Source organism: Rhabdothermincola salaria, assembly GCF_021246445.1.
Lineage (GTDB): Bacteria > Actinomycetota > Acidimicrobiia > Acidimicrobiales > Acidimicrobilacustridaceae > Rhabdothermincola_A > Rhabdothermincola_A salaria.
Map to the genome: position 1 here is coordinate 1 of NZ_JAJQXW010000001.1, position 23,627 is coordinate 23,627.

Here is a 23,627-nt window from a genome sequence, read left to right on the forward strand (position 1 = left end):
TCGACGGTGACCTCGGCCCCGACGCCACCGCCGTCATCGACGCCGCCCTCACCGCCGCCGACGCCGCCCTCACCGCGGCGAGGGGCACCGACCCCGACAACGAGGCACCGTCGCGGTGGGGTTCGCAACGCCGAGCCGACGCCCTGGCGGAGGTGTGCCGCTTCTACACCGACCACACCGACTGCGAGAGCCCCCGCCGGGCCCGCACCCCGCAGTTGATGGCTCTCATCGACATGCCCGACCTCTACCGGGCCGCCCTGTACGGGGCCGGCATCCACCACCCGGGCGACCTCGACCGGTTCCTCACCACCCGCCGCCTCGCCGGCCAACCGGTCTCCGCGGTCGAAGAAGCGTTCCTGCGCCACGCGTTGGACCACGCCACCGGGCGGGCCACCACCATCGACGGCCACCGCCTCTCCCCAGAGGCGGTCACCACCATCTTCGGAGCCGGCACCACCCTCGAGCGGGTCATGCTCGCCGACAGCCAGGTCCTCGACCACGGCCGCCAGGTCCGATTGGCCACCGGACCGCTACGTGACGTCATGTTGGCCCGCGACGGCGGCTGCCGGTTCCCCACCCCCACCGGAGAACGCTGCGACGCCCCCGTGGCGTGGATCAACGGCCACCACATCACCCACTGGAAACACGGCGGCCCCACCTCGCTTCGCAACCTGCTCGCCCTGTGCGCCAACCACCACGGCGTCGTGCACCGCGACGGCTGGGACATCACCATCGACGACCACGGGACGGTCACCGTCACCCGACCCGACGGCACCACCCTCACCAGCCCACCACCCCACACCCGACGCCCACCCCGGCTCCCCCTCCACCGAGACAGCGATCACGCCGGTCCCTACGAGGCCGCCCCCGGAACCGGCAGCACCGCCGCAAAGGACACGGCCGACGACGGAGCCCCCCGCCCGAACCCCACCGACGAGAACGACGGGGACGACGAGAGCGACGAGAACCGAGCCGACCCGGGCGTCTGCGGCTACGCCCAGGCCCGACTCACCCTCACCGCCCGCCTCCCCGAAGCACAGGCCGCGGGCCGGACCCCGAACCGCACGCACCACACCGACGAGCGGGTCGTTGCTGCCGTCGGGCGGCCGCTGAGGCCGGCCGCCCGTGCCCGTCGGGACGCATCCCCTGGGCGCCACCTCGAGGACGACCCCTCGAGCAGCGGACACCTCTCCGACGCGACCGCTGTTCGGCTCCGGAGCATCCGAGACCACGTCCAGCACCCTCCGACGAGCCGCGACGACGGCAGCGACCCGGCCCTCCACCAGCGTTGGCCGCTCGGGCGGGGTCGACGGCAGGGGAGCCGAGCCCCGGACCTGATCACCCGGACGCGCGACGGCGCCCTCGTCGCCGTCTACGTCACCGCGGCCTGAGGGATCCTCGCCCCCGTGGCAGTTCGGGCACCTCGGGCACTTCGGGCACGTCGCCCGGCCAGGGCTACGTCCGAGCTCGGGCTACGAGGCGCCGGTGATCTGGGCGAAGGTGGGGCGCAGGCCGGCGAGGAAGGCGTCGGGGTCGGCGGCCTTGGTGGCCGACGTGGCCGCGTCCTTCTCGGTGGCGTAGGTGATGAGCCGGTCGTCGCCGAGGGCGGCAACCAGGGCGACGGCGACCTCCTCGGAGGTGGCGGCGGTGGCCGGGTCGACGGGGAACGGCGGGTCGTTGTCGTCCTTGGGAGTGGAGAACTCCGACAGCGTGGTGCCCGGGATGAAGAGGTGGGCCCGCACGTCGGTGTGGGCCAGCTCCACGTGCAGCGACTCGGTGAACATCTCCAGCGCCGCCTTCGATGCCGAGTAGGCGCCCACGCCGAAGGCGGCCATGTGGACCCCCATCGACGACACGTTCAGGATCTGGCCGGCGTTGCGCTCGACCATCTGGGGGAGCACGGCCAGCGTGAGCCGCACGGGCGAGAAGTAGTTCATGGCCATCACGCCCTCGACGTCGGCCGGGCTCATGCCCACCACGCGCCGGCGCTTGGGCACCCCGGCGTTGTTGACCAGCACGTCGATGCGGCCGCCGAGCGCCTCGGTCGCCCGGTCGGCCACCGACGCCAACCCGTCCAGGTCGGACAGGTCGGCGGCGAGCACGGTGGAGTCGGGGGAGTGCTTGCGCACCTGCTCGAGCACCTCGGCCAGGCGCTCCTGGCGGCGGGCGACGAGGCAGACCCGGGCGCCGGCCCGCGCCAGCTCCACGGCGGCCGCGGCGCCGATGCCCGAGGAGGCACCCGTGAGCAGGACGTGCTGGCCGGTGCCGTCCCAGCTCACGACGCCGCCCTGCCGGCGCGGTCGTCGTAGACCTGCTTGATGCCCTCGCGCCACCCGACCCGGCACGGACCGGTGATGGCGAGGCGTCGGGTGTTGTCGGCCACCGAGCCCCGCAGCGTGCCGGGCTGCTCGACCACGTTGACGACCGGCTCGAAGCCACCGAGCTCACCGACGTAGGCACACCACTCCTGCACGCTGACCGGTTCGTCGCCCGCCCAGTTCACGATGGTGGCGGGCACGGTGGCGGCCTCGAGCAGCGCGGCCGTCTGTGAGTTGATGTCGTCCTGGTGGATCGGCGAGTACAGGCACGGATCCCAACGGGTGGTGACGGGATTCCCCGCCAGCAGGGCGTCGACGTGCTGGGTGGGCAGCCCCCCGTTGACGCCATACGAGGCGTTCATCCGGGCGATGGTGACGGGCAGGTCGAAGAGGCGGGCGCAGGTGCGGGCCACCGCCTCCTGGGCGATCTTGGACATGGAGTAGGTGGGCGCGTGGGCGGCGTTGACCTCGCCGAGCGGGTCGGTCTCGGGGAACACGTGCCACGGGTCGCCGTCGGCCGGCGGCCGGTAGGTGGAGTGGGTGCTCATCACCAGGGCGGCCTTGGCCTTGCGGCAGTGCGACAGCAGCAGGCCGGTGCCCTCGGCGTTGGCGCGGAAGGCGGCGTCGAAGTCCCACCCCGGGGCCATGAGGGCGGCGAAGTGGACCACGTAGGTGAAGTCGTCGGGCAGGTCGCCGAACGATCCGTCGCCCAGGTCGCCGACGACGGTGCGCACACCGACGGCCTCCACCTTGTCCTTGGTGGTGGGGTCGCCGAAGCGGGCGATGCCCCACACCTCGTTGTCACGGGCCAGGTACTCGGCCAGCGGGAAGGCGATCTGCCCCGCTGGCCCGGTGACGAGGATCTTCTCGCCGGACAGCTCGGCCACGGTGCCTCCTCAGCTCTTCAGCAGGTCTGGATAGGAGGTCTCGAGCAGTCGGCGGATGCCGTCGCGCCACGAGACCTGGGGCTCCCAGCCGAGCCCGAGGAGCTTGGAGGGATCGGTGGGGTTGGGCGGGATGGTGGCGGTGGTGACGTTGAAGTCGAACTCGACGCCGGTGAGACGGCTGATCTCGGCGCACCACTCCTCGATGCTCACGATCTCCGGGCTGCACCAGTTGAAGATCGGTGCCGGCACGGCGGCCTGCTCGAGCAGGTACGGCAGCGACGACAGCAGGTCGTCGTCGTGGAGCAGGTTGTGGCTGTTGGGGGCGTCGGGGTGCACGTCGACCTTCATGCCGTGCTGGGCCATCACCAGCTGGAACGACATCCAGCCGTGGGTGGGCCCGTAGGGCACGTCGAGGCGGGCGATCACCGTGGGCACACCGAAGCGCTTCGCCGCGTACTTGGCGGCGGACTCGGCCGCGATCTTGGAGATCGAGTACGTGGGCAGGAACCCCATGGGCCGGTGGTTGTCGCCCAGTGCCGAGGTCTCGACGTGGGGCACGTGGTCGTCGGGTTCGTAGACGGCGCACGACGAGCAGTGCAGGAAGGCCTTGACCCCCTTGACCTTCTCGATGAGGAAGGCGGTGCCCTCGGCGTTGGCGGCCAGGGCCCGGTCGAAGTCCTGGTCCTTGGACACCGCGAAGTGCAGGACCACGTCGAGGTCGTCGGGGATCTCGTCGAGGTCGTTGGTCTCGAAGTCGGCCCGCACCGGGATCACGCCGTCGGCCGCCACCTTGTCGCGGGCGGCGTCGTCGGCGAAGCGGGAGGTGCCGTACACGGTGTTGCCGGCGGCCACCAGGTTGCGGGCCAGGGGGGCGGCCACCTGGCCGGTGACGCCGGTGAGGAGGATCTTCTGCCCCTCGAGGGGCGCAGGTGTCGTGGTCATCGCAGTTCGTCCGTGAAGTCGTCGGTGCCGAAGTTGGTCTGTTGCCAGGGAGCGGTCCACACGTGGTGGGCCAGGCCGCTGGCCTCGATCTGCTCGCCGATGCGGGCGTAGCCCTCCTCCCAGCCCTCGGTCGAGTCGTGGTCGAGGAAGTGCAGCTGCAGGAACCGGTTGGGTCCGGCCTTCGGGCGCACGACGTCGGCGGGGGCGTCGTCGGCCAGGGGGATCACGGTGCCGCTGCCCACCAGCTCGGGGCCCCACGGCTGGGCCATGGCGTCGGGCACCCACTGCTCACGGAACCAGGCGTCGACCTCGTCGTGGGTGTGGCCCTCGGCGACGTCGCCGGCCACGACCACCAGGCCGGGGTAGCCGTGGTCGAGCGCCAGGTCGATGGTGCAGCCCGCCGGGTCCTTCTGCTCGGACCAGCGCATCGAGTAGAGCAGCGTGTGGATGTGGTCGCGCTCGGCGTACATGCGGCCCTGGGTGTGCAGCCAGTTCACGTTGTCGACGTTCCAGCGGTTGGTCTCGTCGTCGGTGTCCTTCAGCCACCAGTAGACGGCGAGGTACGACCCGGTGAGCGGGTCCGGGGTCATGTCGGTGTCGGCCGTGGAGCGCAGGTCCTTCAGGCGCCGGGTGGCGACGAAGCGGTCGCCGGCGAAGACGTTGGGGCCGACCAGGCAACCCGAGAAGAAGTGGTCGTGCTCGTACCAGCGGTTGTAGGCCACCTCGTGGCCCGGGTGCGGCTCGACCATGGTGAACAGGAACGTGCCGACCTTGATCGGATAGTCCTTCTCGGACTGGGCCACTGCGATCCCCCTTGCGTGCGGTGTGCGGAGCCCGAACCTACACGGGCATCTGACGGTCCGTCAGAAGTCACCCGACCGTGCCGCTCGCCGGGACGGGGTGTGGGCGGGTCGCGATGCTGGCGGCGCGGAGCGCCGCGGTGTGGGCGGGTCGCTGGCGCTCCCGTCGCCCACCTGAAGGAAGGCGTCAGCCGACTCGCAACAGGCGGAGGAGCGCAGCGACGGAGCCTCAGACTGGCCACGCGCTTCGCCGAAGGCGGCGGAGGGAGGCTTGCCGACCGGAGCAAGATGTCGCGGCTTGCCGACCGGAGCAAGATGTCGTGGCTTGCCGACCGGAGCAAGATGTCAGAGCCCGAGGAAGGAGCCTCCGTCGCAGACGACGGTCTGGCCGCTGACGTAGCCGGCGTCGTCGCTGCACAAGAAGGCGGCCACGCCGCCGATGTCGTCGACCGGGTCGCCGATGCGCCCGAGTGGGGTGCGGGCCTCGATGCTGCCCTTGAGGGTGGGGACCTGGTCGAAGATGTCGGTGAGGGCGGGGGTCTCGGCCACCGGTGCGATGCAGTTGACCGTGATGCCGTGTGGGCCCCACTCGCGGGCCAGGCTCTTGGCGATGGCCCGCTGGGCGCCCTTCACGGGGGAGTACAGCGGGAGGTTGGCGCTGCCCTCCACCCCCGAGGGCGAGGTGAGCATGACGAAGCGCCCGGCCGGGCTGGCGGCCAGGTGGGGGAAGGCGGCCTGAGCGCACCAGAAGCTGGCCCACACCGCGGTGTGCGAGAGCTGGAACCAGACGTCGTCGGGGGTGGACTCGAGGCGGGTGGCCACTCCGCCGGCGAAGGCGTTGTGCACCACGATGTCGAGGCGGCCGCGGCGCTCGACGGTGTCGGCCACGCAGGCCTCGACGTCGGCTCGGCGGGTGACGTCGGTGGGGAGGCACCAGGCGTCGCCCCCTGCGGCGCGGATGGACTCGGCCACGGGCTCGCCGGTGGCGGCGCGGCGGGCGGCGACCACCACGGTGGCGCCCTCGGCGGCGAGGCGGCGGGCGATGCCCTCACCGACACCCTGACCGGCTCCGGTGACGATGGCGACGCGATCGTTGAGCCGGCTCACATCCACAGCCCTCCGTCGACCACGAGGGTCTGGCCCCCGATGTGGGCAGCGGCCGGCCCGCACAGGAAGGCCAGCACCGCCACCGGATCGGCATCGGGGAGGGCCGGCTCGGCGATCGAGACCGGCCCGGCCGAGTCGGGATCGCCGAGCACCTCGTCGGGACCGACGGCCATGACGTTGGCGGTGATGCCGTCCGGACCCCACTGGCGGGCGGCCGACTTGGCCAGCAGGTGCACCCCTTCGGCGGCGGCGGCCCAGTGGGCGTGCCCGGCGCCCCCGGCCAGGGCGATGGTGGGGATCACGAACACCAGTCGTCCACCCTCGGGGCCGAACCGGGCCCGGGCGGCCACCGCGGTGGCCACGGCGTCGTCGAGCGTGCGCTGCCAGGCCTGGTGGAAGCCGGCGTCGCTGAGCTCGTGGAAGGCGACGGGGCGCACCTCGTCCGGGTCCCAGGGGGCGAAGACGGCGGCGGCCAGGCGCCCGGTGCCGTCCACGTCGGAGGCGACGTCGTTCCCGGCGGCGGCGAGGCCGTGGCGCAGGTGGTCGGCCAGCGGCCCGGCGCCCACCACGGCGACGGTGCCGTCGATGCGCGCCACGGCGGTGGTGTCGATCGGCATCCTCGCAGTCAACCACGGCCGACGCCGGCCAGAGTCCGCGAGGTGGCGCAGGGCCCCGACGTGGGACTTCTCCGCGGATGTGTGACCGGGTTCACCATTGACTATGGTCACATCACATGGAGATCCGCTACACCCCGGAGCAGGAGGCGTTCCGCGCCGAACTGCGTGCCTATTACGACGACCTGCTCGACGACGAGACGGTTGCCGAGCTGTCCGACAGCCACGGCATCGGCGAAGCCACCAAGCGGGTCTGGAAGCAGATGTGCGCCGACGGGTGGGCCGGGATCGGCTGGCCCAAGGAGTGGGGCGGGCAGGGCCGCAAGGCCATCGACCAGTTCGTGTTCTTCGACGAGTCGATGCGAGCCGGCGCCCCCGTCCCGATGCTCACCATCAACACGGTCGGGCCGACCATCATGAACTTCGGCACCGACTGGCAGCGCGAGTTCTTCGTCCCCAAGATCCTCTCGGGTGACCTGCACTTCTGCATCGGCTACTCCGAGCCCCAGGCCGGCACCGACCTCGCCGCCCTGCAGTGCCGGGCCGTGCGCGACGGCGACGAGTACGTCATCAACGGCCAGAAGATGTGGACCAGCCTGGCCGGCGGTGCCGACTACTGCTGGCTGGCGGTGCGCACCGATCCCGAGGCCAAGAAGCACAAGGGCATCTCGGTGATCATCGTTCCGATGGACACGCCGGGCATCACCATCCAGCCCCTCACCCTCATGGGCGAGCACGACATCAATGCCACGTTCTTCGACGACGTGCGGGTGCCGGCCAAGTACCTGGTGGGCGAGGAGAACGGCGGTTGGGGGCTCATCACCAACCAGCTCAACCACGAGCGCGTCACCCTGTGCGCCAGCGGCACGACCGAGCGCCACCTGGCCGACGTGCGCCGCTGGGCCCAGGACACCGAGCTGCCCGACGGCCGCCGGGTCATCGACCAGGAGTGGGTGCAGCTCAACCTGGCCCGGGTGCACGCCCGCCTCGAGTACCTCCGCCTGGCCAACTGGAAGGTGGCGTGGTCGTCCGAGCAGGGCTCCTTGCACCCGGCCGACGCCTCCAGCGTCAAGGTGTTCGGCACCGAGTTCTACATGGAGGCCTACCGGCTGCTCATGGAGGTCCTCGGACCCCGTGCCTACGTCAAGGCCGACAGCCCCGAGGCGATCATGCGCAGCCGCCTCGAATCGGGCATCCGCAGCTCGATCATCCTCACCTTCGGCGGCGGCACCAACGAGCTGCAGCGCGACCTCATCGCCATGTTCGGCCTCGGGTTCCCCCGCTCGGCCCGCTGACCTGCCACCCGACGACGAGACGACGAAAGCCACCATGGACTTCTCCTTCACCTCCGACCAGGACGAGCTGCGCGAGCTGACCCGCCGGCTCCTCACCGACCGCTGCACCCTCGAGCACCTCAAGGACGTGCGCGAGTCCGACACCGGCGTCGATCTCGCCCTCTGGCGCGAGATGGCCGAGCTGGGCCTCGTGGGCATCGGCCTGCCCGAGTCCGCCGGTGGCGGTGGCCTGGGCTTCGCCGAGGCCTGCATCGTGCTCGAAGAGGTGGGTCGGGCCGTCGCCCCGGTGCCCGCCCTGGCGGTCATGGCCATGGCGGGGCCCGTGCTCGCCGAGTACGGCACCGCCGCCCAGCTCGAAGGTCTGGCGTCGGGTGAGCGCATCGTCTCGATCGCCGTGCACGACCTCGTGGGCGACGTCCTCGAGCCGGCCGCCACCGTCGCCGACGGCCGCATCACCGGGGTCAAGGTGTGCGCCCCGATGGGGCATGTGGCCGACGCCTTCGTCGTGTCGACCACCGACGGCCTCTACTACGTCGCCGCCGACGCCGACGGGGTCACCGTCGAGCGCCAGGACACCGTCGACGACCTCCCCGACGCCAAGGTCACCCTCGACGGCGCCCCCGGCGAGAAGCTCACCGGCCCCGAGGGGCTGGTGTGGATGGTCGAGCGGGGCCGCACCGGCCAGAGCGTGATCATGGCCGGGGTCAGCGCCCAGGCCCTCGAGATCACCTCCGAGTACGTCAAGGAGCGGGTCCAGTTCGACCGGGTGATCGCCACCTTCCAGGCCGTCGCCCAGCGCGCCGCCGACACCCGCATCGACTCCGAGGCCATCTGGCTCACCGCCTGGCAGGCGGCCATGCGCATCGACGCCGGCCTCGACGCCTCCGAGCAGGTGTCCACCGCCAAGTTCTGGGCCGCCGACGGCGGCCAGCGCGTCGTGCATGCCGCCACCCACCTCCACGGCGGGGTCGGCGTCGATCGCGACTACCCGCTGCACCGCTACTACCTGTGGACCAAGCACCAGGAGCTCTTCCTCGGCGGCGCCACCCCGAACCTGCTCAGGCTCGGCCAGCTGCTCGCCGACACGCCGGCCTAGGCCGGCGCCGACCGGGTCCCGCCGTCGGGGGGTGGCGGGACCCGGTACGTGATCACCGGAGGGGGAATCCAGGACGACCCCGGGCCACTGGCCCGGGGTCGTCCTGCGTCCAGCCTCAGCGGCCGGCGTGGAGCGGCTCGACCGGGGCCGGCGCCGCGCTGAGAGAGCCCGGTTCAGCGCACCAGGTACACGATGGCGACGGCCACGCCGATGGCGACCACCACCGCCCGCAGCACCCGAGGGTCGAGGTGCACGGCCAGCTTGCCGCCGAGGTGGCCCCCGGCGAGGGCACCGACGGCCATGACCAGCGCGGCCAGCCACCAGACCCGGCCGGAGAAGAGGAAGAAGGCCGCCGCGGTGAGGTTGACCACGAACGACATCGACTGCTTGAGGGCGTTGACGTCACGCAGGTCGTCGGGGAGCAACGCCCCGAGGACGGCGAGGAAGATGATGCCGAGCCCGGCGCCGAAGTAGCCGCCGTAGATCGACGCCGCGAACACGGCGACGATGGCGCCCACGGAGATCCCGTGGTCGGGTCGGGCGCGGGCCGCGTCGGGGCGGAGGGCCCGGCGCCGCTCGACCGACGTGCGGATGCGCTCTTGTCCGGCCAGCAGGGCGCTCGCCGAGAGGATGAGGAAGGGCACCAGCCGTTCGAGCAGTTCGTCCCCGGTGAGCAGGAGCAGCGCCCCGCCGGCGAGGCCGCCGAGCATCCCGGCCGGGGCCAGGACCTTCAGGCGGTCGCGCTGGCGGCGCACCGACTCGCGTTGGGCCAGCGCGCCGCCGAGGTACCCGGGCGAGAGGGCCACGGTCGAGGTCACGTTGGCCGACACCACCGGGAGGCCGACGGCGGTGAGGGCAGGGAAGGAGATGAGGGTGCCGCCTCCGGCCACGGCGTTCACGAAACCGGCGCCGACGCCGGCGAGGGCGACGACGACCAGCTCGACCGGGCTCAGAAGGGGACCTCGGGGGCATCGATGGGCGCGAGGGACGACGCCACCGGAGCGAAGCGCTCGTGGCCGGCCTGCCAGTCGGCGCGGGCGGCGCGGATCTCGTCGTGGGTGCGGGCCACGAAGTTCCACCACATGAGGGGCTCGGTCTCGAAGGGCTCTCCGCCGAGCAGGAGCAGCTCGGTGCCGGTGATGGTGCGCAGGGCCAGCTCGTCGCGGCCGGCGCCGAGGTAGGCGAGCTGGCCCGGCACGACGGGCTCGTCGTCGTCGAGCCCCGGCCCGGCGAGCGAGGCCGCTCCGGCCAGGACCACGACGGCGTACTCGAAGCGGGGGTGGAGGGCGACGGCACCGCGTCCCTCGGCTCCGCCCGACACGGCGGCGCCGACCAGGGGGGTGTCGGTGCGGGCAGGGGAGCGCACGCCGCCGAGCTCGCCGACCAGGACGGTCGCGGTGATCCCGCCGCCGAGGTCGGCGGCGTCGAGGTCGGCGTGGTGGGCGAAGGCGGGGTCGCCGTGCCTGGTGGCCTCGGGTTGGGCGATCCAGAGCTGGGCGCCGCGCTGGGCGACCGCGGAGGAAGGGGGCGTGTGCTCGGCGTGGGCCACCCCACGCCCCGCGGTCATGAGGTTGAGCTGCCCGGGTCGGATGAGCTGCTCCGAGCCGAGGCTGTCGGTGTGCAGGACCTCCCCCTCGAGCAGCCAGGTCACGGTCTGCAGCCCGATGTGGGGGTGAGGGCCGACGGCCATGGTCGGGCCACCGGCTGCGGAGCCTGCCTCGTCGGCGCCGGACGGCGCGTCCGCCCCGAAGTGGTCGACGAAGCACCAGGCGCCGACCGTGCGACGGCCGCGGCGGGGAAGGGCCCGCCGCACCGTGATGCCGGCCAGATCGACGGTTCGGGCCGCGGTGCGTTCGAGGGTGGGCGGCGCGGTCGGGTGCTCGTCGCCCTCGTGGGCGGGGGAGTCGTCGGTGCTCACCGGTCCGCTCATCACCTCACGGTACCGGGACCCTCAGGTGCCGGGCCGCACGGCGAGCAGGACCACCAGGTACCCGGCGTAGACCGCCAGCAGGGCCGCGCCCCGCCATCGAGCGAGGAACAGGCGTCGGCCGGGGATGAGCATGACCAGGGCCAGGGCGCCCACGACCAGGCTGAGCAACACCTCGTCGAGGGCCACGTCGAAGGGGCTCAGCAACGCCGCCACCGAGACGATCCACAGGCCGTTGAAGATGTTGGAGCCGAGGATGGCCCCGATGCCGATCTCCTGGTGGCCCCGGAGGCCGGCCGCGATGGTGGTGGCCAGCTCGGGCATCGAGGTGCCGATGGCCACGAAGGTGGCGCCCACCACGAACGCGTCGAGCCCGAGGGCCTCGCCGATCGTCTCGGCGGCGATCACGATGAGGCGACCGGCCACCACCAACAGGACCAGGCCGCCGAGCATCTCGGCGAGGATCCGATGTCGGTTGCGCTCACCGAGCACTGCGTCAACGGTCTCGTCGAGCGCGTCGTCGGTCTCGTCGAGCGAATCTCTCCGGGCCCGGTGGGCGCTCCGGGCGGTGACGCCGAGCCAGGTGAAGAAGGTGGCGAGCAGCAGCCCGCCGTCGAGGCGGGACATCGAGCCGTCGAGGGCCAACACGACGGTGAGCGCAGGCACGGCGAGGGCCACCGGGAGGTCGCGCCGGACGGCGTCACGCTCCACCCGAGCCGGTCTCACCAACAGCGCCAGGCCCAGGACGAGCGCGATGTTGACCACGTTGGAGCCGAGCGCGTCGCCGAAGCCGATCTCGGGGGCACCGTCGGTGGCTGCGTTCACGGTCACGAACAGCTCGGGGCTGGAGGTGGCGAAGGCGGCCACGGTGACGGCGATGATGCTGGCCGGGACCCGGGCCCAGGCGGCCAGCCCAACCGCGCCCCGGACGAAGAGCTCGCCGCCGATCGCCGCGGCCAGCACGCCGGCGACGAGGACGAACGTGGTGCCCATGACGCGAGCCGAGGGTAGTGCGCTGGCGTGGGGTCCGGCCGGGTCTGGTGGTCGCCCGCCCGAGCCGAATCTCAGTGGTGGGTCTGCGACGTCAGGCTGTCGCCAGCACGGTGCGGTCGCGCCCGCTCTCCTTGGCGTCGTAGAGGGCGGCGTCGGCCCGGGCCAGCACCGCGCCGTACCCCTCGCCCGGCCGGCGTACGGCCACGCCGGCACTGGTCGTCACCGAGAGCCCGGGTTCGTCGAAGGTGAGCGCGGCCACGCTCTGGCGGATCCGCTCGGCGATGGTCTTCGGGGTGTCGTCGCCGGCCACGTGGAACACGGCGAACTCCTCACCCCCGAGGCGAGCCGCCAGGTCGCCGGGGCGGATCTGGTCCCCGATGGCCTTCGCCACCGCCGTGAGCACGGTGTCGCCGACGGCGTGGCCGTGAGTGTCGTTCACCGCCTTGAAGTGGTCGATGTCGAACATGGTCACCACCAGACCGGGGATGTCGCCCCGATCGTGGAGGGCGAGCAGCCTCGACAGCGAGTCCTTGAGGGCCAGGCGGTTGAGCAGGCCCGTCAGCGGGTCGCGCATGGCGAGCCCGTAGAAGCGCTCGCGTTCGAGCTCGACGGAGCGCAGCAGCATCTCGCGCTCGAGGGCCACCTCCAGGGGGGTGCTGATCTGGGCCAGGGTGGCCAGGGTCGACTCGTGCAGGGCGACCGGGCGCGAGAGGTGCATGATCGTGACGCCGGTGGGGGCGTTGCTGATCGGCGAGAAGAGGGCAAGGGCGAGGGCCGGCTCGGTGGACGTTCCGGCGGAGACCCAGGAAGGGCCGGCGCCGTTGTCGTCGTCGGCGCGGTGGGCGTGGAGCAGCGGGGCCCACTGCTCGGGCAGGGTGCCGGGCACGCCTCCGAAGCGGTCGGCGGCACTGAAGCGCAACATGGTGTCGTCGTCGCGAGCCCAGAACTCGATCGACGTGATGGGGAACACGGCGCGGGCCGAGTTCTCGAGTGCCGCCGCGATCTCGCGGAAGTCGCGCAGCACGGCGAGCTGTTGCAGAGTGCCCCTCAACAGCTGGTGCATGGCAGAGAGCCGGCGGATGTCCGAGTCCTGCCTCGTCATCAGGTAGAGCCCGCAGTCGAGGTTCTTGAGGGCGGTGATGATCGGCGCGATCAGCGCGTGGGGGATGAGGCGGCCGTGCTGGGGGGCGATGAGGGTGAGGGGGAGCTCTTCGATCTCCTCGAGGCCGTGGACCAGGATCTCCCGGCTCGGCATGTAGTGCTCGTGGAAGGGGCGGATGTCCTCGAAGTGCTCGATGCTGTCGGCGATCAGCCGTTCGTCCTGGGTGAAGCCCCCGAAGAGATCGCTCGACAACAACGTGCCCGTCGCTTCGTCGAAGGTGACGAAGGCGCCAGGGAAGTGCAGGTACGGAGTGAACAGGAAGCGCAGCTCCCGGCCCCCGAGGTCGAGGCGCCAGTCGTTGCGGTCGACGAGGTGGAAGGGCAACCGCAGCGCGTAGTGCTTCATGAGGGCTTCGGCCCGCCAGTGGGTGACGATCGCTGCGTCGGGCCGCCTCACGAGCTCGTCGAGACGGGTCAGCGATGCGGTGATGTCAGGGTCCTGGTGGTGGCAGACGATCCACCGCAGCTGCTCGGGTTCGATGACCTCGGTCACCTTTTTCCACACCGTGTCGAAGGTGAGCAGTCCGCCGGGATCGAACAGGACCGACTGGTCGTCGTGCTCCAGGAGGTAGACGTGGCACTGGAAGGGGTCGTCTCCGAGGTGCTCACCGACCCACCAGAGCCGATCGGCGATCTCCACGGGGCGGGTGAGGTCGAGATCTTCGTTCGAGGTGAGGGGGGTCATCGAGGCGGAGGATAGGCGGGACCCATGGCCCCGCCGCCGGATCACCGGGCGCGCGGTGGCTGTCCCGGTGCGGCGGGGTGCGGCGCAGCGAGCATCCGCTCGAACTGGTCGGCGGGGACCGCCGGGGAGAACAGGAAGCCCTGGCCCTGGCGGCAGCCGTGACGGACGACGGCAGCGCGTTGGTCCTCGGTCTCGATCCCCTCGGCGATGCAGCCCACGTCGAGCTGTCGGCTCAGGCCGATGAGGGCGGCGACGATCGCCTCGCTCGGTGATCCGGGACGGAGCTCGGCGGTGAAGGTCTTGTCGATCTTCACGATGTCGACGGGGAGGCGCTGCACGTAGGCGAGGGTGGCGTGGCCGGTGCCCAGGTCGTCGATGGCGATGGTGGTGCCGGCGAGGCGGAGCGCGGCGAGCGTCGCCGCCGCCTCGTCGAGGTCCTGCACGACCGCGGACTCCGTGACCTCCAGGCAGAGATCGCTCGGTGCGAGGGCGGTGGGCGCCAGCAGGGCCTCGACGCGTTCCGGGAGACTCCCCCGGCCGAGGTCGTGGCCGCTGATGTTCACCGCCACGTGGAAGCGGTCGAGGCTCAGCCGCTCCTTCCATCCCCCGACCGTCTCGGCCACCTGGCCGATCACCCAGTCGGTGCTCTCGTCGAGCTGTTCGAAGTCGTCGATGAACTCGACCGGGGCGAGCAGGCCCTTGGTCGGGTGGCGCCAGCGCACGAGGGCTTCGGCGCCCACGATCCGGCCGTCGTCGAGGTCGACGATCGGTTGGTAGTGCAGCTCCACCTCGCCGTGGGCCAGGGCCCGTCGCAGCTCCGCCCGACGCCGTCGCGCTCGGTGGTCGGTGAGGACGACCTGCAGGCCCTGGCGGATGGCCACGGACACGGCCACCCCGATGACCAGGAAGAACAGGCCGCGCACGAGCCAGTCGCTGAGGTCCTGGGGGGTGCCTTCCTCGACGTTGCCGGGGGTGAGCGGGCCGGCCAACAAGGTGGCGGCGGCCGCCGCCGGGAAGGCGCCGGCCAGCCCGAAGCGGATGCCGGCGAGGAGGATCGGGGCGTAGAACCAGTGCGGCGCCACCCGGTGGGCGCCACCGAGGGCCAGGGTCAGCAGGAACGAGGCCACCAACAGCCCGGCAACGAGGCCGATCGACACCGCGGCGTGGTGGTCGAGCAACGTTCCCAGCGCACGGGTGGACTGACGGTCGGACGAGTGCTCGGCCACCAGACCTCCTCCCCGATCGGCTCGGCGGCAGCCCCCCAGGCGCCGTGGGGGGCACGATAACCCAAGGTCTGGCGAAGATCGGGGCCGACGCGCCGACGCGCCGGTGCCCGGTCGCCGAAGCGGACCGGGCACCGGGTCGGAGCCACGCCCCCCAGGGACGCGTGCTCGAGATGAGTCTGGCCTACACCTCGACGGTGTAGGTGTCGCGACCAGCCTTGAGCAACGTGCCGGGCACGGCGCCGGTGGGCTCGCCGTCGACGATGACGGCGGTGCCGTTGACGAGCACCCGTTCGACGCCGAAGGAACCGGCGGTGAGGCGCTCGCAACCGCCCGGGAGGTCGGCGACCATGTGGGCGTTCTCGGAGCCGACCGTCTCGGGATCGATGACGGTGATGTCGGCGGCCAGGCCCTCGGCCAGCACACCCCGGTCGCGCAGGCCGAACAGCTCGGCGGGCACCTGGGTCATCAGCTGCACCGCCCGCTCGACCGGCACGAGCTTGCGACCACGGATCATGTCGCCGAGGAACCGGGTGGGATAGGTGGCGCCCTGCATGCGGTCGAGGTGGGCGCCGGCGTCGGAACCACCGATGATGGCGCGCGGGTCGTTCCAGACCTCGGCCCGCATGCGCCAGGTCTCGTCGTCCTTGTCCTTGGGCGCCGGCCACAGGATCGTCCTGAGGTCGTCCGCGATCACGATGTCGAGGAGCGTGTCGAAGGGCTCGGCGCCCCGCTCGGCGGCGATGGAGCCGACCGTGCGACCGCTGAGGCCTTCGTTGTCGGGCGAGAAGGTGTCGCCGATGACGTACTCGTCCCAGTCGGCGAGGCGGCGGTAGATGCCGGCCTCCTGCGACTGCGACGACGCCAGCAGGCGGGCCCGCACCTCGGGGTCCTTCAGGACCTCGATGCGCTCCTCGACCGGCACCCGGAGGGTCTCCTGCCAGCCGGGGAGCAGCCAGATGCCGCAGAAGGTGAGGAAGTTCATGTTCATGGGCACCAGCACGGGCATGGTGAGCGCCACGACCCGGCCGCCGAGCTCGGCGGCACGGTCGCCGGCCGAGAGCTGGCGGGGGGCGCGGTCGGGCTCGCGGCTGTCGACCGTGAGCACGTTCCAGTTGAGCGGCCGCTTGGCGGCGGCGCTCATCTCGGCCAGCAGCTCGATCTCGTCGTCGGCGAAGCGGTCGAGGCAGCCCGGGACGATGGCCTCGAGGGTGGTGCCCTCGTGCTCTCGCACCTCGCCGCACAGGGCCAGCAGCTCCTCCTTGGTGGACCAGCGCGAGGGGACGGGCTGGCCGTCGCCGTCGCTGTGGGAGCCCGACAGCGTGGTGGAGAAGCCCAGCCCACCCGCCTCGATGCCCTTGCGCAGTTCGGCGACCATGGCCTCGATCTGCTCGGGGGTGGCCTCGTTGCCCACGGAGTCGGGGCCCATGACGTAGCGGCGGATGGCGCAGTGGCCCACCAGGAACCCGGCGTTGACCGAGATGGAACCCTCGAAGTTCGACAGGTAGTCCGAGAAGGTCTCCCAGTCCCAGTCGATCTGCTGGAGGGCGGGCAGGGGCATGCCCTCGACCCGCGACATCATCTGCTGGAGGTAGTCGGCCTCCTCGGGGGTGGGCCGAAGGGGAGCGAGGGTGAAGCCGCAGTTGCCGCCGATCACGGTGGTGACCCCGTGGTTGGCCGACGGCGACGCGCCCGGGTCCCACAGCAGCTGGGCGTCGTAGTGGGTGTGCGGGTCGATGATGCCGGGGATGACGAGCTTGCCGGTGGCGTCGGTGACGACGGTGGCGTCCTCGTCGATCTGGCCGATGGCGACGATGCGGCCGTCGCGGATGCCGACGTCGGCCTGGCGACCGGGTGCGCCCGTGCCGTCGATGACCGTGCCGCCCTTGATGAGCTCGTCGAGCATGTGACCCCTCCGTTCGGCCGGTCGGAGTGCCGGCGCGTTTCTGACGGACCGTCAGATTACACCCGTGCCCCTGCTCCGCCACCCCGACCACCGGCCCGCTACGGTCGCCCGCACCACCCGTCCCCGCCCGAGGAGCACCCGCACATGGAGTTCTGGCACACGACAGCATGGATCCCGCCCGGGGCCCTCACGACGCTCGCCGCCACCTGCGACGAGGCCGGTTTCGGTGGCGTGCTGCTCTCCGACCACCTGCTGTTCCCGGCCGAGCTGCGCTCGGCGTACCCCTACCAGGAGGACGGCCAGCCGGGATGGCGCCCTGAGACGCCGTGGATCGATCCGTGGGTGGCCATGGGGGCCATGGCCGCGGTCACCGAGCGCATCCGCTTCTCCCAGAACATCTACATCTTCCCGCTGCGCCACCCGGTGGAGGTCGCCAAGCTGGCTGCGTCCGCGTCGGCGATGTCCGGTGGTCGGGTCTCGCTCGGACTGGGCGTGGGGTGGATGGCCGAGGAGTTCGAGATCCTGGGCGAGGACTTCCGCACCCGGGGGGCCCGCACCGACGAGGGCATCGAGATCTGCCGCAAGCTCTGGAGCGGCCAGCCCGTCAGCCACGAGGGCCGGCACTACTCGTTCCCCACCGTCACCATGTCGCCGCCGCCCGACGGCGGCCACGTGCCGATCTGGATCGGCGGGCACTCCGAGCCCGCCCTGGCCCGGGCGGCCCGCAACGACGGATGGATCGGCAACGCCTACCCGCTCGACGAGGCCGAGGCCGTGCTCGACCGCCTCGACGCCGCCCTCCAGGCCAACGGGCGTCGTCTCGGCGACGGCTTCGAGGTGGTCATGGGCATCTACTCGATGGACCCCGACGACTTCCGCCGCTTCGCCGACCGGGGCGTGACCGGCTTCCTCGCCGCGCCCGCCATGATGCCGGGCGACAGCGACGGGACGGCCGCCGCCTCCATCGACGACCGTGTGGCTGCCATCCATCGCTTCGCCGAGACGGTGGTCGCCCCTCTCGCTCCTTGACCTGCTCCCCGGGCCGGTGTGGTGGCCACGCCCGGGCCGCGGATGGACCACAGCAACCGGCCCGAGCACCCCTCGCCACCCTGACCCGGCGACATGGGATGGTCCAGGTCCTCGTCTGGTGCCGCGCGGTTGGCGCTCGGCGCTGTGTGTGGGGCCGGTCCTCAGACTCTGACGAGCGCGACCCGCGGTCGAAGCAGGTCGGCGATCGGCTTCAGGTCGCCCTCGTCGGACGTGACGACGCTGAACCGGAGTCGATGGGCGGTGGCTACGGCATGGACCTCCACGACGTCCGTCACCCCGGCGCGGCCGGCCAGGGCACCGACGTCGTGAGCCTCGTCGACATCGAAGGGAACGACCTCGCAGCCACGCAGGAAGCGGCGGAGCTGCGCTTGTCGTCCGGACCGGCTGACTTGGGCAACGACTGGAGCGGTGGTGACGGGCACGAGGCCCATCTCGAGCCGCACGCGGTGATCCGCCCACATGGCTCTGTCCGATCGCTCGGCGGCGATCAGTGCGCCGGCGTCGTACACGACGCTCACGCGGAGCGCTTCTTGGGTCGAGCCGACGTCGCTCCGACCTGAGCAGCGACACGGCGGTGCGCGGCGCTCAGCTCGGCTTCGGTGAGTGTCCCGTGCTCGGCCTCCCAGTCGGCCACGGCTGCGAGCCCGTCGCGAACGAGGAGCGCGCGCCGCGCCGCAGTGGTCATCCAGGCCGACACGCTGAGGCCCTCGGCCGCTGCTGCGTCGCGCACCCGATCATGGACATCAGCATCCACGGTGATGGCGAGCTTCGGTGACGGCTTCCCTCTCGGCATGGCCGAAAGATACTACTGGAGTAGTAGACATTCAACGGGGTGCTGGCCGCCGTCGGACCGCCATCCTGGCTGCAGACCCGGCGTTCCGGGGCGGTGACACGGCCAGACCCGCCCCGCGGTTCACCGCCCTCTGGTCTCGAGTCCAAGCGGGAAGGGCCGATTCATCCCGACCCGATCCCGGCGGCCGGGACCGATCCCGCCAGCTGCGCTCCGGCGGGTGCCCTCCACGTGCCCGTCAGGGGGCGTTGAACGCGTCGCTGGCGGGACGGGTGGCAAACGCCGTCGGCCGCTGTCGCGGTGACGGTTGCCATGGATCTGACGTAACGTCAGATCCATGGCAACGACCACCACGAACGCGTACCGGCAGCTCATCGGGGGCGAGTGGCGCGACGGCAGCGCCGGCACCTACGAGATCGTCAATCCGGCCACCGAAGAGGTCGTGGCCGAGGCCCCTGAGGCCTCCGCCGACGACGTGCGGGCGGCCTCGGCCGCCGCCGCCGAGGCCTTCCCGGCCTGGAGCCGCACCGACCCCCGCGAGCGGGCCGCGCTGCTCGAAGCGGCCGGCAAGCGCCTGGCCGAGCGCACTCCCGAGCTCATCCCCCTGGTGATCGCCGAGGCCGGCGCCACGTCGTCGGTCGGGTCGCTCATGCAGATCCCGGTGGCCATCAGCCGCTTCGATCGCTACGCCCGCGGCGCCATGACCGACCTCACCCGGGGCCTCCCGCCCCAGCCCATCGGGGCCACGCCGTTGGCCGCCGGTGCGCTCATGGGCGGCGTCGTCAACCGCGTCCCGGTCGGCGTGGTGGCCTGCATCTCGCCGTACAACTTCCCCACCACCAACATGGTCGGCAAGATCGCTCCTGCGTTGGCCGTCGGGTGCACGGTGGTCATGAAGCCGGCCCCTCAGGACCCGCTCTGCGTCATCGAGCTGGCCAAGATCCTCGACGAGGTGGGCTTCCCGCCCGGCGTGGTCAACATCGTCACCGGGGCCAAGCCCGAGGTGGGCGCCGTGCTCGTCGACGACGACAACGTCGACATGGTGAGCTTCACCGGCTCCACGTCGGTGGGCATCAAGATCATGGAGGCGGGCGCCCGCACCATGAAGCGCCAGCTCCAGGAGCTCGGCGGCAAGGGCGCCTGCGTGGTCACCGAGGACGCCGACATCGACAAGGCCGTCACCGGCATCGCCAGCGTCTGGGCCTTCCACTCCGGTCAGATCTGCACCGCCCCCACCCGGGTCATCGTCCACCGCAGCCGCTACGACGAGCTGGTGGGCAAGTTGGCCGAGGCGGCCAAGGCCCTCAAGGTGGGCGACCCCCTCGACGCCGAGACCGTCGTGGGCCCGGTCATCTCCGGCATCCAGCGCGACCGGATCCTGGGCCACATCGCCGACGGTGTCGCCGAGGGCGCCGAGCTGGTCGTCGACGGCCGCGATCCGGGCATGGACAAGGGCTACTACGTGGGCCCCACCCTGCTGGCCGGGTGCAACAACGGCATGAGCCCGGTGCGCGAGGAGATCTTCGGCCCGGTCGTCGTGGTGGTCCCCTTCGACGACGAGGACGAGGCCATCGACATCGCCAACGACAGCGACTACGGCCTGCTCTCCTACGTGTACTGCGAGGACGGGGCCCGCGGCTACGAGCTGGCCAAGCGGATCCGCTCCGGCACCGTGGGCATCAACACCGTGCAGCGCCACCACGAGGTGCCCTTCGGGGGCTTCAAGCTCTCCGGTGTGGGTCGCGACGGCGGCGACTGGGGCCTAGAGGCCTACACCGAGCTGCAATCGGTCATCTGGCCGGCCTGATCACATCCACGGGGATGGCGCGGCACCCGGCAGGGGGTCGCCTTCCCGAGTCCACCACGACATCGCCGGGCCACGGCCCGGCCGCACCCAACGGGGGAGCACATGAAGGGCATCGTCTACACCGGTGACAAGGGCGCAGAGGTCGTCGACGGGCTCGAGGTCCGCGACGCCGGCCCCGGGGAGGTCGTCGTCAAGGTCATGGCGGCCGGGGTGTGCCACTCCGACATCACCGCCGCGTCCGGCGCCTTCGGCTGGCCGGCCCCGGCCGTGCTCGGCCACGAGGGCGCCGGCATCGTCGACCAGGTCGGCACCGGTGTCACCAACGTCGAGGTGGGCGACCACGTCATCATCTCCACCCTGGCGGCGTGCGGCATGTGCCAGGCCTGCGGCGCCGGCAAGCCCACCCGCTGCCGCAAGACCCTCGGCAACATGGCCCAGCCCTTCACCCTCGACGGCGAGGCCTGCTGGAACTTCGCGGCGGCGTCGGTGTTCACCGAGCGCACCGTCATCAAGGCCATCCAGGCGGTGAAGATCCCCAAGGACGTGCCCTTCACGTCCGCCTGCCTGGTGGGCTGCGGTGTGATGACCGGCGCCGGCGCGGTGATGTACCGCACCAACGTCGAGGTGGGCCAGACCGCCGTGGTCTACGGCTGCGGCGGTGTGGGCCTCAACGCCATCCAGGCCCTGCGGGTGCGCCGGGCCAGCCGCATCATCGCCATCGACGTCGACCCGCAGAAGGAGGAGCTGGCCAAGCAGTTCGGTGCCACCGACTTCCTCGACGGTCGGGCCGACGACATCGTCGAGCAGGTGCGGACACTCGAGCCCTACGAGGAAGGCGAGCTGTCGGGGCCGTTCGGGGCCGGTGGCGTCGACTGGGTCTTCGACGTCGTGGCCCGGCCGGAGGTCACCTTCAACGCGCTGAAGATGCTCGACTGGGGCGGCAACGTGGTGATCATCGGCACCCCCGGTGGCGACGCCAAGTTCGAGCTTCCGTACCAGGACTTCACCCAGAACGAGCGGGGCGTCATCGGTGTGCGGGCCGGTTCCTACAGCCCCCACGTGCACATGCCCCAGATCGTCGAGCTGTACCGCCGCGGCGAGTTCATGCTCGACGAGCTGGTCACCAACACCTATCCGCTCGAGGGCTTCCACGACGCGGTGCACGACATGGAGAGCGGCGGCGTCGCCCGCGGCGTGCTCACCTTCTAGACGCTCCACCGGCCGTCGGGCTCCCGGCGGCCGCACCGACCACGCCCACGGGGGACACATGGAACAGCGGTTCGCGAACAAGCACGCGCTCGTCACGGGCGCCGGATCGGGCATCGGGCGGGCCACTGCGATGCGCCTGGCCGCCGAGGGGGCCACGGTCGCGGTCATGGACGTGGTGGCCGACGGAGCGGCCGACACGGTGGCCGAGATCGAGGGCGCCGGCGGGTCAGCCATGGCCGTGTCCTGCGACGTGCGTTCGTGGGAGGCCACCGAAGCCGCCGTCGGGCAGGTCACGGCGGAGCTCGGGCGGCTCGACGTGGTGTGCAACGTCGCCGGGATCGGGGGCTTCCAGGAGTCCCACACCGCCGACCCCGAGATGTGGGACCGCATGGTGGGCATCAACCTCACCGGGACCTTCCACGTGTGCCGGGCCGTGCTGCCGGGCATGGTCGAGCGCGGCGAGGGCTCGATCGTCAACACCGCCTCGACGGCGGGGATCATGGGCCAGCCCTGGAGCGCGGCGTACTGCGCGTCCAAGGGGGGCGTGATCATGCTCACCAAGGCGCTGGCCACCGAGTACGACCTGCCCCTGCGCATCAACGCGGTGGCCCCCGGTGGGGTCGACACCCCGATGTACGGGCAGTTCATGCCGCCCGAGGGCGTCGACTGGAACCGCATGAAGAAGATGAGCCGCGACAACGTGGCGCCGGCGTCGCCGGAGCGCCTCGCCCGCTTCTTCGCCTTCGTGGCCTCCGACGACGCCGACTACATGACCGGCGCCATCGTCGTGGCCGACGGCGGCATCAGCATCTGACCGACGCGCTCCGGCACCGGGCCGGGGCCACATCTCCACACGATCCGACACGGGGGAACCAATGCCGCTGAACGACCACTTCCGAGAGCTGTCCGCCAAGGTCCGCAACTGGGGCCGGTGGGGCGACGACGACCGCATCGGCACCATCAACTTCATCGACGACGCGGCCCGCCGGCGAGCGGCGGCCTCGGTGAAGAGCGGCAAGGCCATCTCGCTGGCCCTCCCGCTGAACTTCGACGGCCCCCAGCTCGGCTTCATCGGCCGCCGCCAGAACCCGCAGCACACCATGCTCGAGATCAACAGCCCCGGGGTGCTCGATCCGGAGTTCAAGTCCAGCGACGACATGATCGTGCTGTGCCTGCAGGCCGCCACCCACTGGGACGGGCTGTCCCACGTGAGCTACGACGGTCAGCTCTACAACGGCGTGCCGGCCGACACGATCACCGTCGACGGGGCCACCGTGCTCGGCATCGACCACATCGACACCCTCACCGGTCGGGGGGTGCTGCTCGACATCGCCCGCCTGAAGGGCGTCGACAAGCTCGACGGGGGCTACGCCGTCACCGGCGACGACCTCGACGCCGCCGCCGAGATGGCCAAGGTCACCATCGAGTCGGGCGACATCGTGCTCTTGCGCACGGGGGCCATGCAGATGCTCAAGGCCGGCGACAAGATGAACTACACGATGACCGCCGCGGGCCCCTCGTTGCAGAGCGTCGAGTGGTTCCACCGCAACGAGATCGCCGCCGTCGCCGTCGACAACGGCACCTTCGAGGTGTTTCCCTGCGAGTACGAGGACATGCCGCTGCCGGTGCACCTGCTGCACCTGGTCGACATGGGCCTCACCCAGGGCCAGCACTTCGACCTCGAGGAGCTGGCAGCCGACTGCGCCGACGACGGCCAGTACACCTTCTTGTTGTCGGCGCCGCCCCAGCCCATCACCCACGCCACCGGGTCGCCGGTCAACCCCATCGCCCTGAAGTAGTCGGCGAGGCGCCGTCCG

The 23,627-nt window shown here is 71.6% G+C and carries 21 protein-coding genes and 1 pseudogene; 8 read left to right on the top strand and 14 right to left on the bottom strand.

Annotated features, from left to right (window positions below; translation table 11 throughout):
- Positions 1–1,391, top strand: a 1,391-nt coding sequence (locus LUW87_RS00005; RefSeq protein ID WP_232669021.1) for an HNH endonuclease, incomplete at its 5' end; no start/stop codon positions are given.
- An 81-nt stretch (positions 1,392–1,472) separates the two neighbouring features.
- On the opposite strand, the gene LUW87_RS00010 is transcribed toward LUW87_RS00005, so the two are convergent.
- The 6 genes from LUW87_RS00010 to LUW87_RS00035 form a co-directional block, all read right to left on the bottom strand.
- Positions 1,473–2,279, bottom strand: coding sequence for an SDR family NAD(P)-dependent oxidoreductase (locus LUW87_RS00010; protein WP_232669022.1), 807 nt, complete (start codon positions 2,277–2,279; stop codon positions 1,473–1,475).
- Positions 2,276–3,205, bottom strand: coding sequence for an NAD-dependent epimerase/dehydratase family protein (locus LUW87_RS00015; RefSeq protein WP_232669023.1), 930 nt, complete (start codon positions 3,203–3,205; stop codon positions 2,276–2,278). The genes LUW87_RS00010 and LUW87_RS00015 overlap by 4 nt, the downstream gene beginning before the upstream one ends.
- A gap of 9 nt (positions 3,206–3,214) precedes the next feature.
- Positions 3,215–4,147, bottom strand: a complete 933-nt coding sequence (locus tag LUW87_RS00020) for an NAD-dependent epimerase/dehydratase family protein (protein WP_232669024.1) — start codon at positions 4,145–4,147, stop codon at positions 3,215–3,217.
- Positions 4,144–4,950, bottom strand: coding sequence for a hypothetical protein (locus LUW87_RS00025; RefSeq protein WP_232669025.1), 807 nt, complete (start codon positions 4,948–4,950; stop codon positions 4,144–4,146). The genes LUW87_RS00020 and LUW87_RS00025 overlap by 4 nt, the downstream gene beginning before the upstream one ends.
- A gap of 342 nt (positions 4,951–5,292) precedes the next feature.
- Positions 5,293–6,054 carry an SDR family NAD(P)-dependent oxidoreductase gene (locus LUW87_RS18570; protein WP_232669026.1) on the bottom strand — a complete coding sequence of 254 codons (762 nt, stop codon included), beginning with the start codon at positions 6,052–6,054 and terminating at the stop codon, positions 5,293–5,295.
- Positions 6,051–6,671, bottom strand: coding sequence for an SDR family oxidoreductase (locus LUW87_RS00035; protein WP_232669027.1), 621 nt, complete (start codon positions 6,669–6,671; stop codon positions 6,051–6,053). The genes LUW87_RS18570 and LUW87_RS00035 overlap by 4 nt, the downstream gene beginning before the upstream one ends.
- Before the next feature lie 116 nt (positions 6,672–6,787).
- On the opposite strand from LUW87_RS00035, the gene LUW87_RS00040 reads away from it, so the two are divergent.
- Both LUW87_RS00040 and LUW87_RS00045 read left to right on the top strand, forming a co-directional pair.
- Positions 6,788–7,963, top strand: coding sequence for an acyl-CoA dehydrogenase family protein (locus LUW87_RS00040; protein WP_232669028.1), 1,176 nt, complete (start codon positions 6,788–6,790; stop codon positions 7,961–7,963).
- Positions 7,964–7,997: 34 nt separating this feature from the next.
- Positions 7,998–9,059, top strand: coding sequence for an acyl-CoA dehydrogenase family protein (locus LUW87_RS00045; protein ID WP_232669029.1), 1,062 nt, complete (start codon positions 7,998–8,000; stop codon positions 9,057–9,059).
- A 173-nt stretch (positions 9,060–9,232) separates the two neighbouring features.
- Here LUW87_RS00045 and LUW87_RS00050 read toward each other — a convergent pair whose 3' ends face one another.
- From LUW87_RS00050 to LUW87_RS00075, 6 genes and pseudogenes are all read right to left on the bottom strand, one after another.
- Positions 9,233–10,012 carry a sulfite exporter TauE/SafE family protein gene (locus LUW87_RS00050; protein WP_346742408.1) on the bottom strand — a complete coding sequence of 260 codons (780 nt, stop codon included), beginning with the start codon at positions 10,010–10,012 and terminating at the stop codon, positions 9,233–9,235.
- The gene (locus tag LUW87_RS00055; protein WP_232669031.1) at positions 10,009–10,989 is read right to left on the bottom strand and encodes a pirin family protein; all 981 of its coding nucleotides are present in this window, start codon (positions 10,987–10,989) and stop codon (positions 10,009–10,011) included. Before LUW87_RS00055 ends, LUW87_RS00050 begins: the two co-directional genes overlap by 4 nt.
- A 21-nt stretch (positions 10,990–11,010) precedes the next feature.
- Positions 11,011–11,979, bottom strand: coding sequence for a calcium/sodium antiporter (locus LUW87_RS00060; protein WP_232669032.1), 969 nt, complete (start codon positions 11,977–11,979; stop codon positions 11,011–11,013).
- A gap of 91 nt (positions 11,980–12,070) precedes the next feature.
- A complete protein-coding gene (locus tag LUW87_RS00065; protein WP_232669033.1) occupies positions 12,071–13,825 on the bottom strand; it encodes an oxygen-binding di-iron domain-containing protein in 1,755 nt (584 codons plus the stop codon).
- Between the two features lie 41 nt (positions 13,826–13,866).
- A complete protein-coding gene (locus LUW87_RS00070) occupies positions 13,867–15,051 on the bottom strand; it encodes an EAL domain-containing protein (protein WP_232669034.1) in 1,185 nt (394 codons plus the stop codon).
- A 181-nt stretch (positions 15,052–15,232) separates the two neighbouring features.
- A pseudogene (locus LUW87_RS00075) lies at positions 15,233–16,990 on the bottom strand (N-acyl-D-amino-acid deacylase family protein); the annotation flags it as partial.
- A gap of 108 nt (positions 16,991–17,098) precedes the next feature.
- Here LUW87_RS00075 and LUW87_RS00080 point away from each other — a divergent pair.
- Positions 17,099–17,983, top strand: coding sequence for a TIGR03619 family F420-dependent LLM class oxidoreductase (locus tag LUW87_RS00080; protein ID WP_232669036.1), 885 nt, complete (start codon positions 17,099–17,101; stop codon positions 17,981–17,983).
- 161 nt (positions 17,984–18,144) lie between these two features.
- Here the strand turns inward: LUW87_RS00080 and LUW87_RS00085 are convergent, their stop codons facing one another.
- Together LUW87_RS00085 and LUW87_RS00090 are read right to left on the bottom strand one after the other, a co-directional pair.
- Complete coding sequence (locus LUW87_RS00085) at positions 18,145–18,513, bottom strand: hypothetical protein (RefSeq protein WP_232669037.1); 369 nt, start codon at positions 18,511–18,513, stop codon at positions 18,145–18,147.
- 5 nt (positions 18,514–18,518) lie between these two features.
- Positions 18,519–18,797, bottom strand: coding sequence for a hypothetical protein (locus LUW87_RS00090; RefSeq protein ID WP_232669038.1), 279 nt, complete (start codon positions 18,795–18,797; stop codon positions 18,519–18,521).
- Positions 18,798–19,131: 334 nt separating this feature from the next.
- On the opposite strand from LUW87_RS00090, the gene LUW87_RS00095 reads away from it, so the two are divergent.
- From LUW87_RS00095 to LUW87_RS00110, 4 genes are all read left to right on the top strand, one after another.
- The gene (locus tag LUW87_RS00095; protein ID WP_232669039.1) at positions 19,132–20,601 is read left to right on the top strand and encodes an aldehyde dehydrogenase family protein; all 1,470 of its coding nucleotides are present in this window, start codon (positions 19,132–19,134) and stop codon (positions 20,599–20,601) included.
- A gap of 102 nt (positions 20,602–20,703) precedes the next feature.
- Positions 20,704–21,810, top strand: a complete 1,107-nt coding sequence (locus LUW87_RS00100; RefSeq protein ID WP_232669040.1) for an alcohol dehydrogenase catalytic domain-containing protein — start codon at positions 20,704–20,706, stop codon at positions 21,808–21,810.
- Positions 21,811–21,868: 58 nt separating this feature from the next.
- Positions 21,869–22,624: an SDR family NAD(P)-dependent oxidoreductase gene (locus LUW87_RS00105; protein WP_232669041.1), complete on the top strand. Its 756-nt coding sequence runs from the start codon at positions 21,869–21,871 to the stop codon at positions 22,622–22,624.
- A 61-nt stretch (positions 22,625–22,685) separates the two neighbouring features.
- Positions 22,686–23,609, top strand: a complete 924-nt coding sequence (locus LUW87_RS00110; protein WP_232669042.1) for a cyclase family protein — start codon at positions 22,686–22,688, stop codon at positions 23,607–23,609.
- Positions 23,610–23,627 lie beyond the last annotated feature (18 nt).

Bases quoted from the DNA above. Each gene is read 5' to 3' on its own strand.
- LUW87_RS00020 (WP_232669024.1), bottom strand. From the start codon at position 4,147: ATGACCACGACACCTGCGCCCCTCGAGGGGCAGAAGATCCTCCTCACC.
- LUW87_RS00035 (WP_232669027.1), bottom strand. From the start codon at position 6,671: ATGCCGATCGACACCACCGCCGTGGCGCGCATCGACGGCACCGTCGCC.
- LUW87_RS00040 (WP_232669028.1), top strand. From the start codon at position 6,788: ATGGAGATCCGCTACACCCCGGAGCAGGAGGCGTTCCGCGCCGAACTG.
- LUW87_RS00045 (WP_232669029.1), top strand. From the start codon at position 7,998: ATGGACTTCTCCTTCACCTCCGACCAGGACGAGCTGCGCGAGCTGACC.
- LUW87_RS00055 (WP_232669031.1), bottom strand. From the start codon at position 10,989: ATGAGCGGACCGGTGAGCACCGACGACTCCCCCGCCCACGAGGGCGAC.
- LUW87_RS00060 (WP_232669032.1), bottom strand. From the start codon at position 11,979: ATGGGCACCACGTTCGTCCTCGTCGCCGGCGTGCTGGCCGCGGCGATC.
- LUW87_RS00065 (WP_232669033.1), bottom strand. From the start codon at position 13,825: ATGACCCCCCTCACCTCGAACGAAGATCTCGACCTCACCCGCCCCGTG.
- LUW87_RS00080 (WP_232669036.1), top strand. From the start codon at position 17,099: ATGGAGTTCTGGCACACGACAGCATGGATCCCGCCCGGGGCCCTCACG.
- LUW87_RS00090 (WP_232669038.1), bottom strand. From the start codon at position 18,797: ATGCCGAGAGGGAAGCCGTCACCGAAGCTCGCCATCACCGTGGATGCT.
- LUW87_RS00095 (WP_232669039.1), top strand. From the start codon at position 19,132: ATGGCAACGACCACCACGAACGCGTACCGGCAGCTCATCGGGGGCGAG.
- LUW87_RS00100 (WP_232669040.1), top strand. From the start codon at position 20,704: ATGAAGGGCATCGTCTACACCGGTGACAAGGGCGCAGAGGTCGTCGAC.
- LUW87_RS00105 (WP_232669041.1), top strand. From the start codon at position 21,869: ATGGAACAGCGGTTCGCGAACAAGCACGCGCTCGTCACGGGCGCCGGA.
- LUW87_RS00110 (WP_232669042.1), top strand. From the start codon at position 22,686: ATGCCGCTGAACGACCACTTCCGAGAGCTGTCCGCCAAGGTCCGCAAC.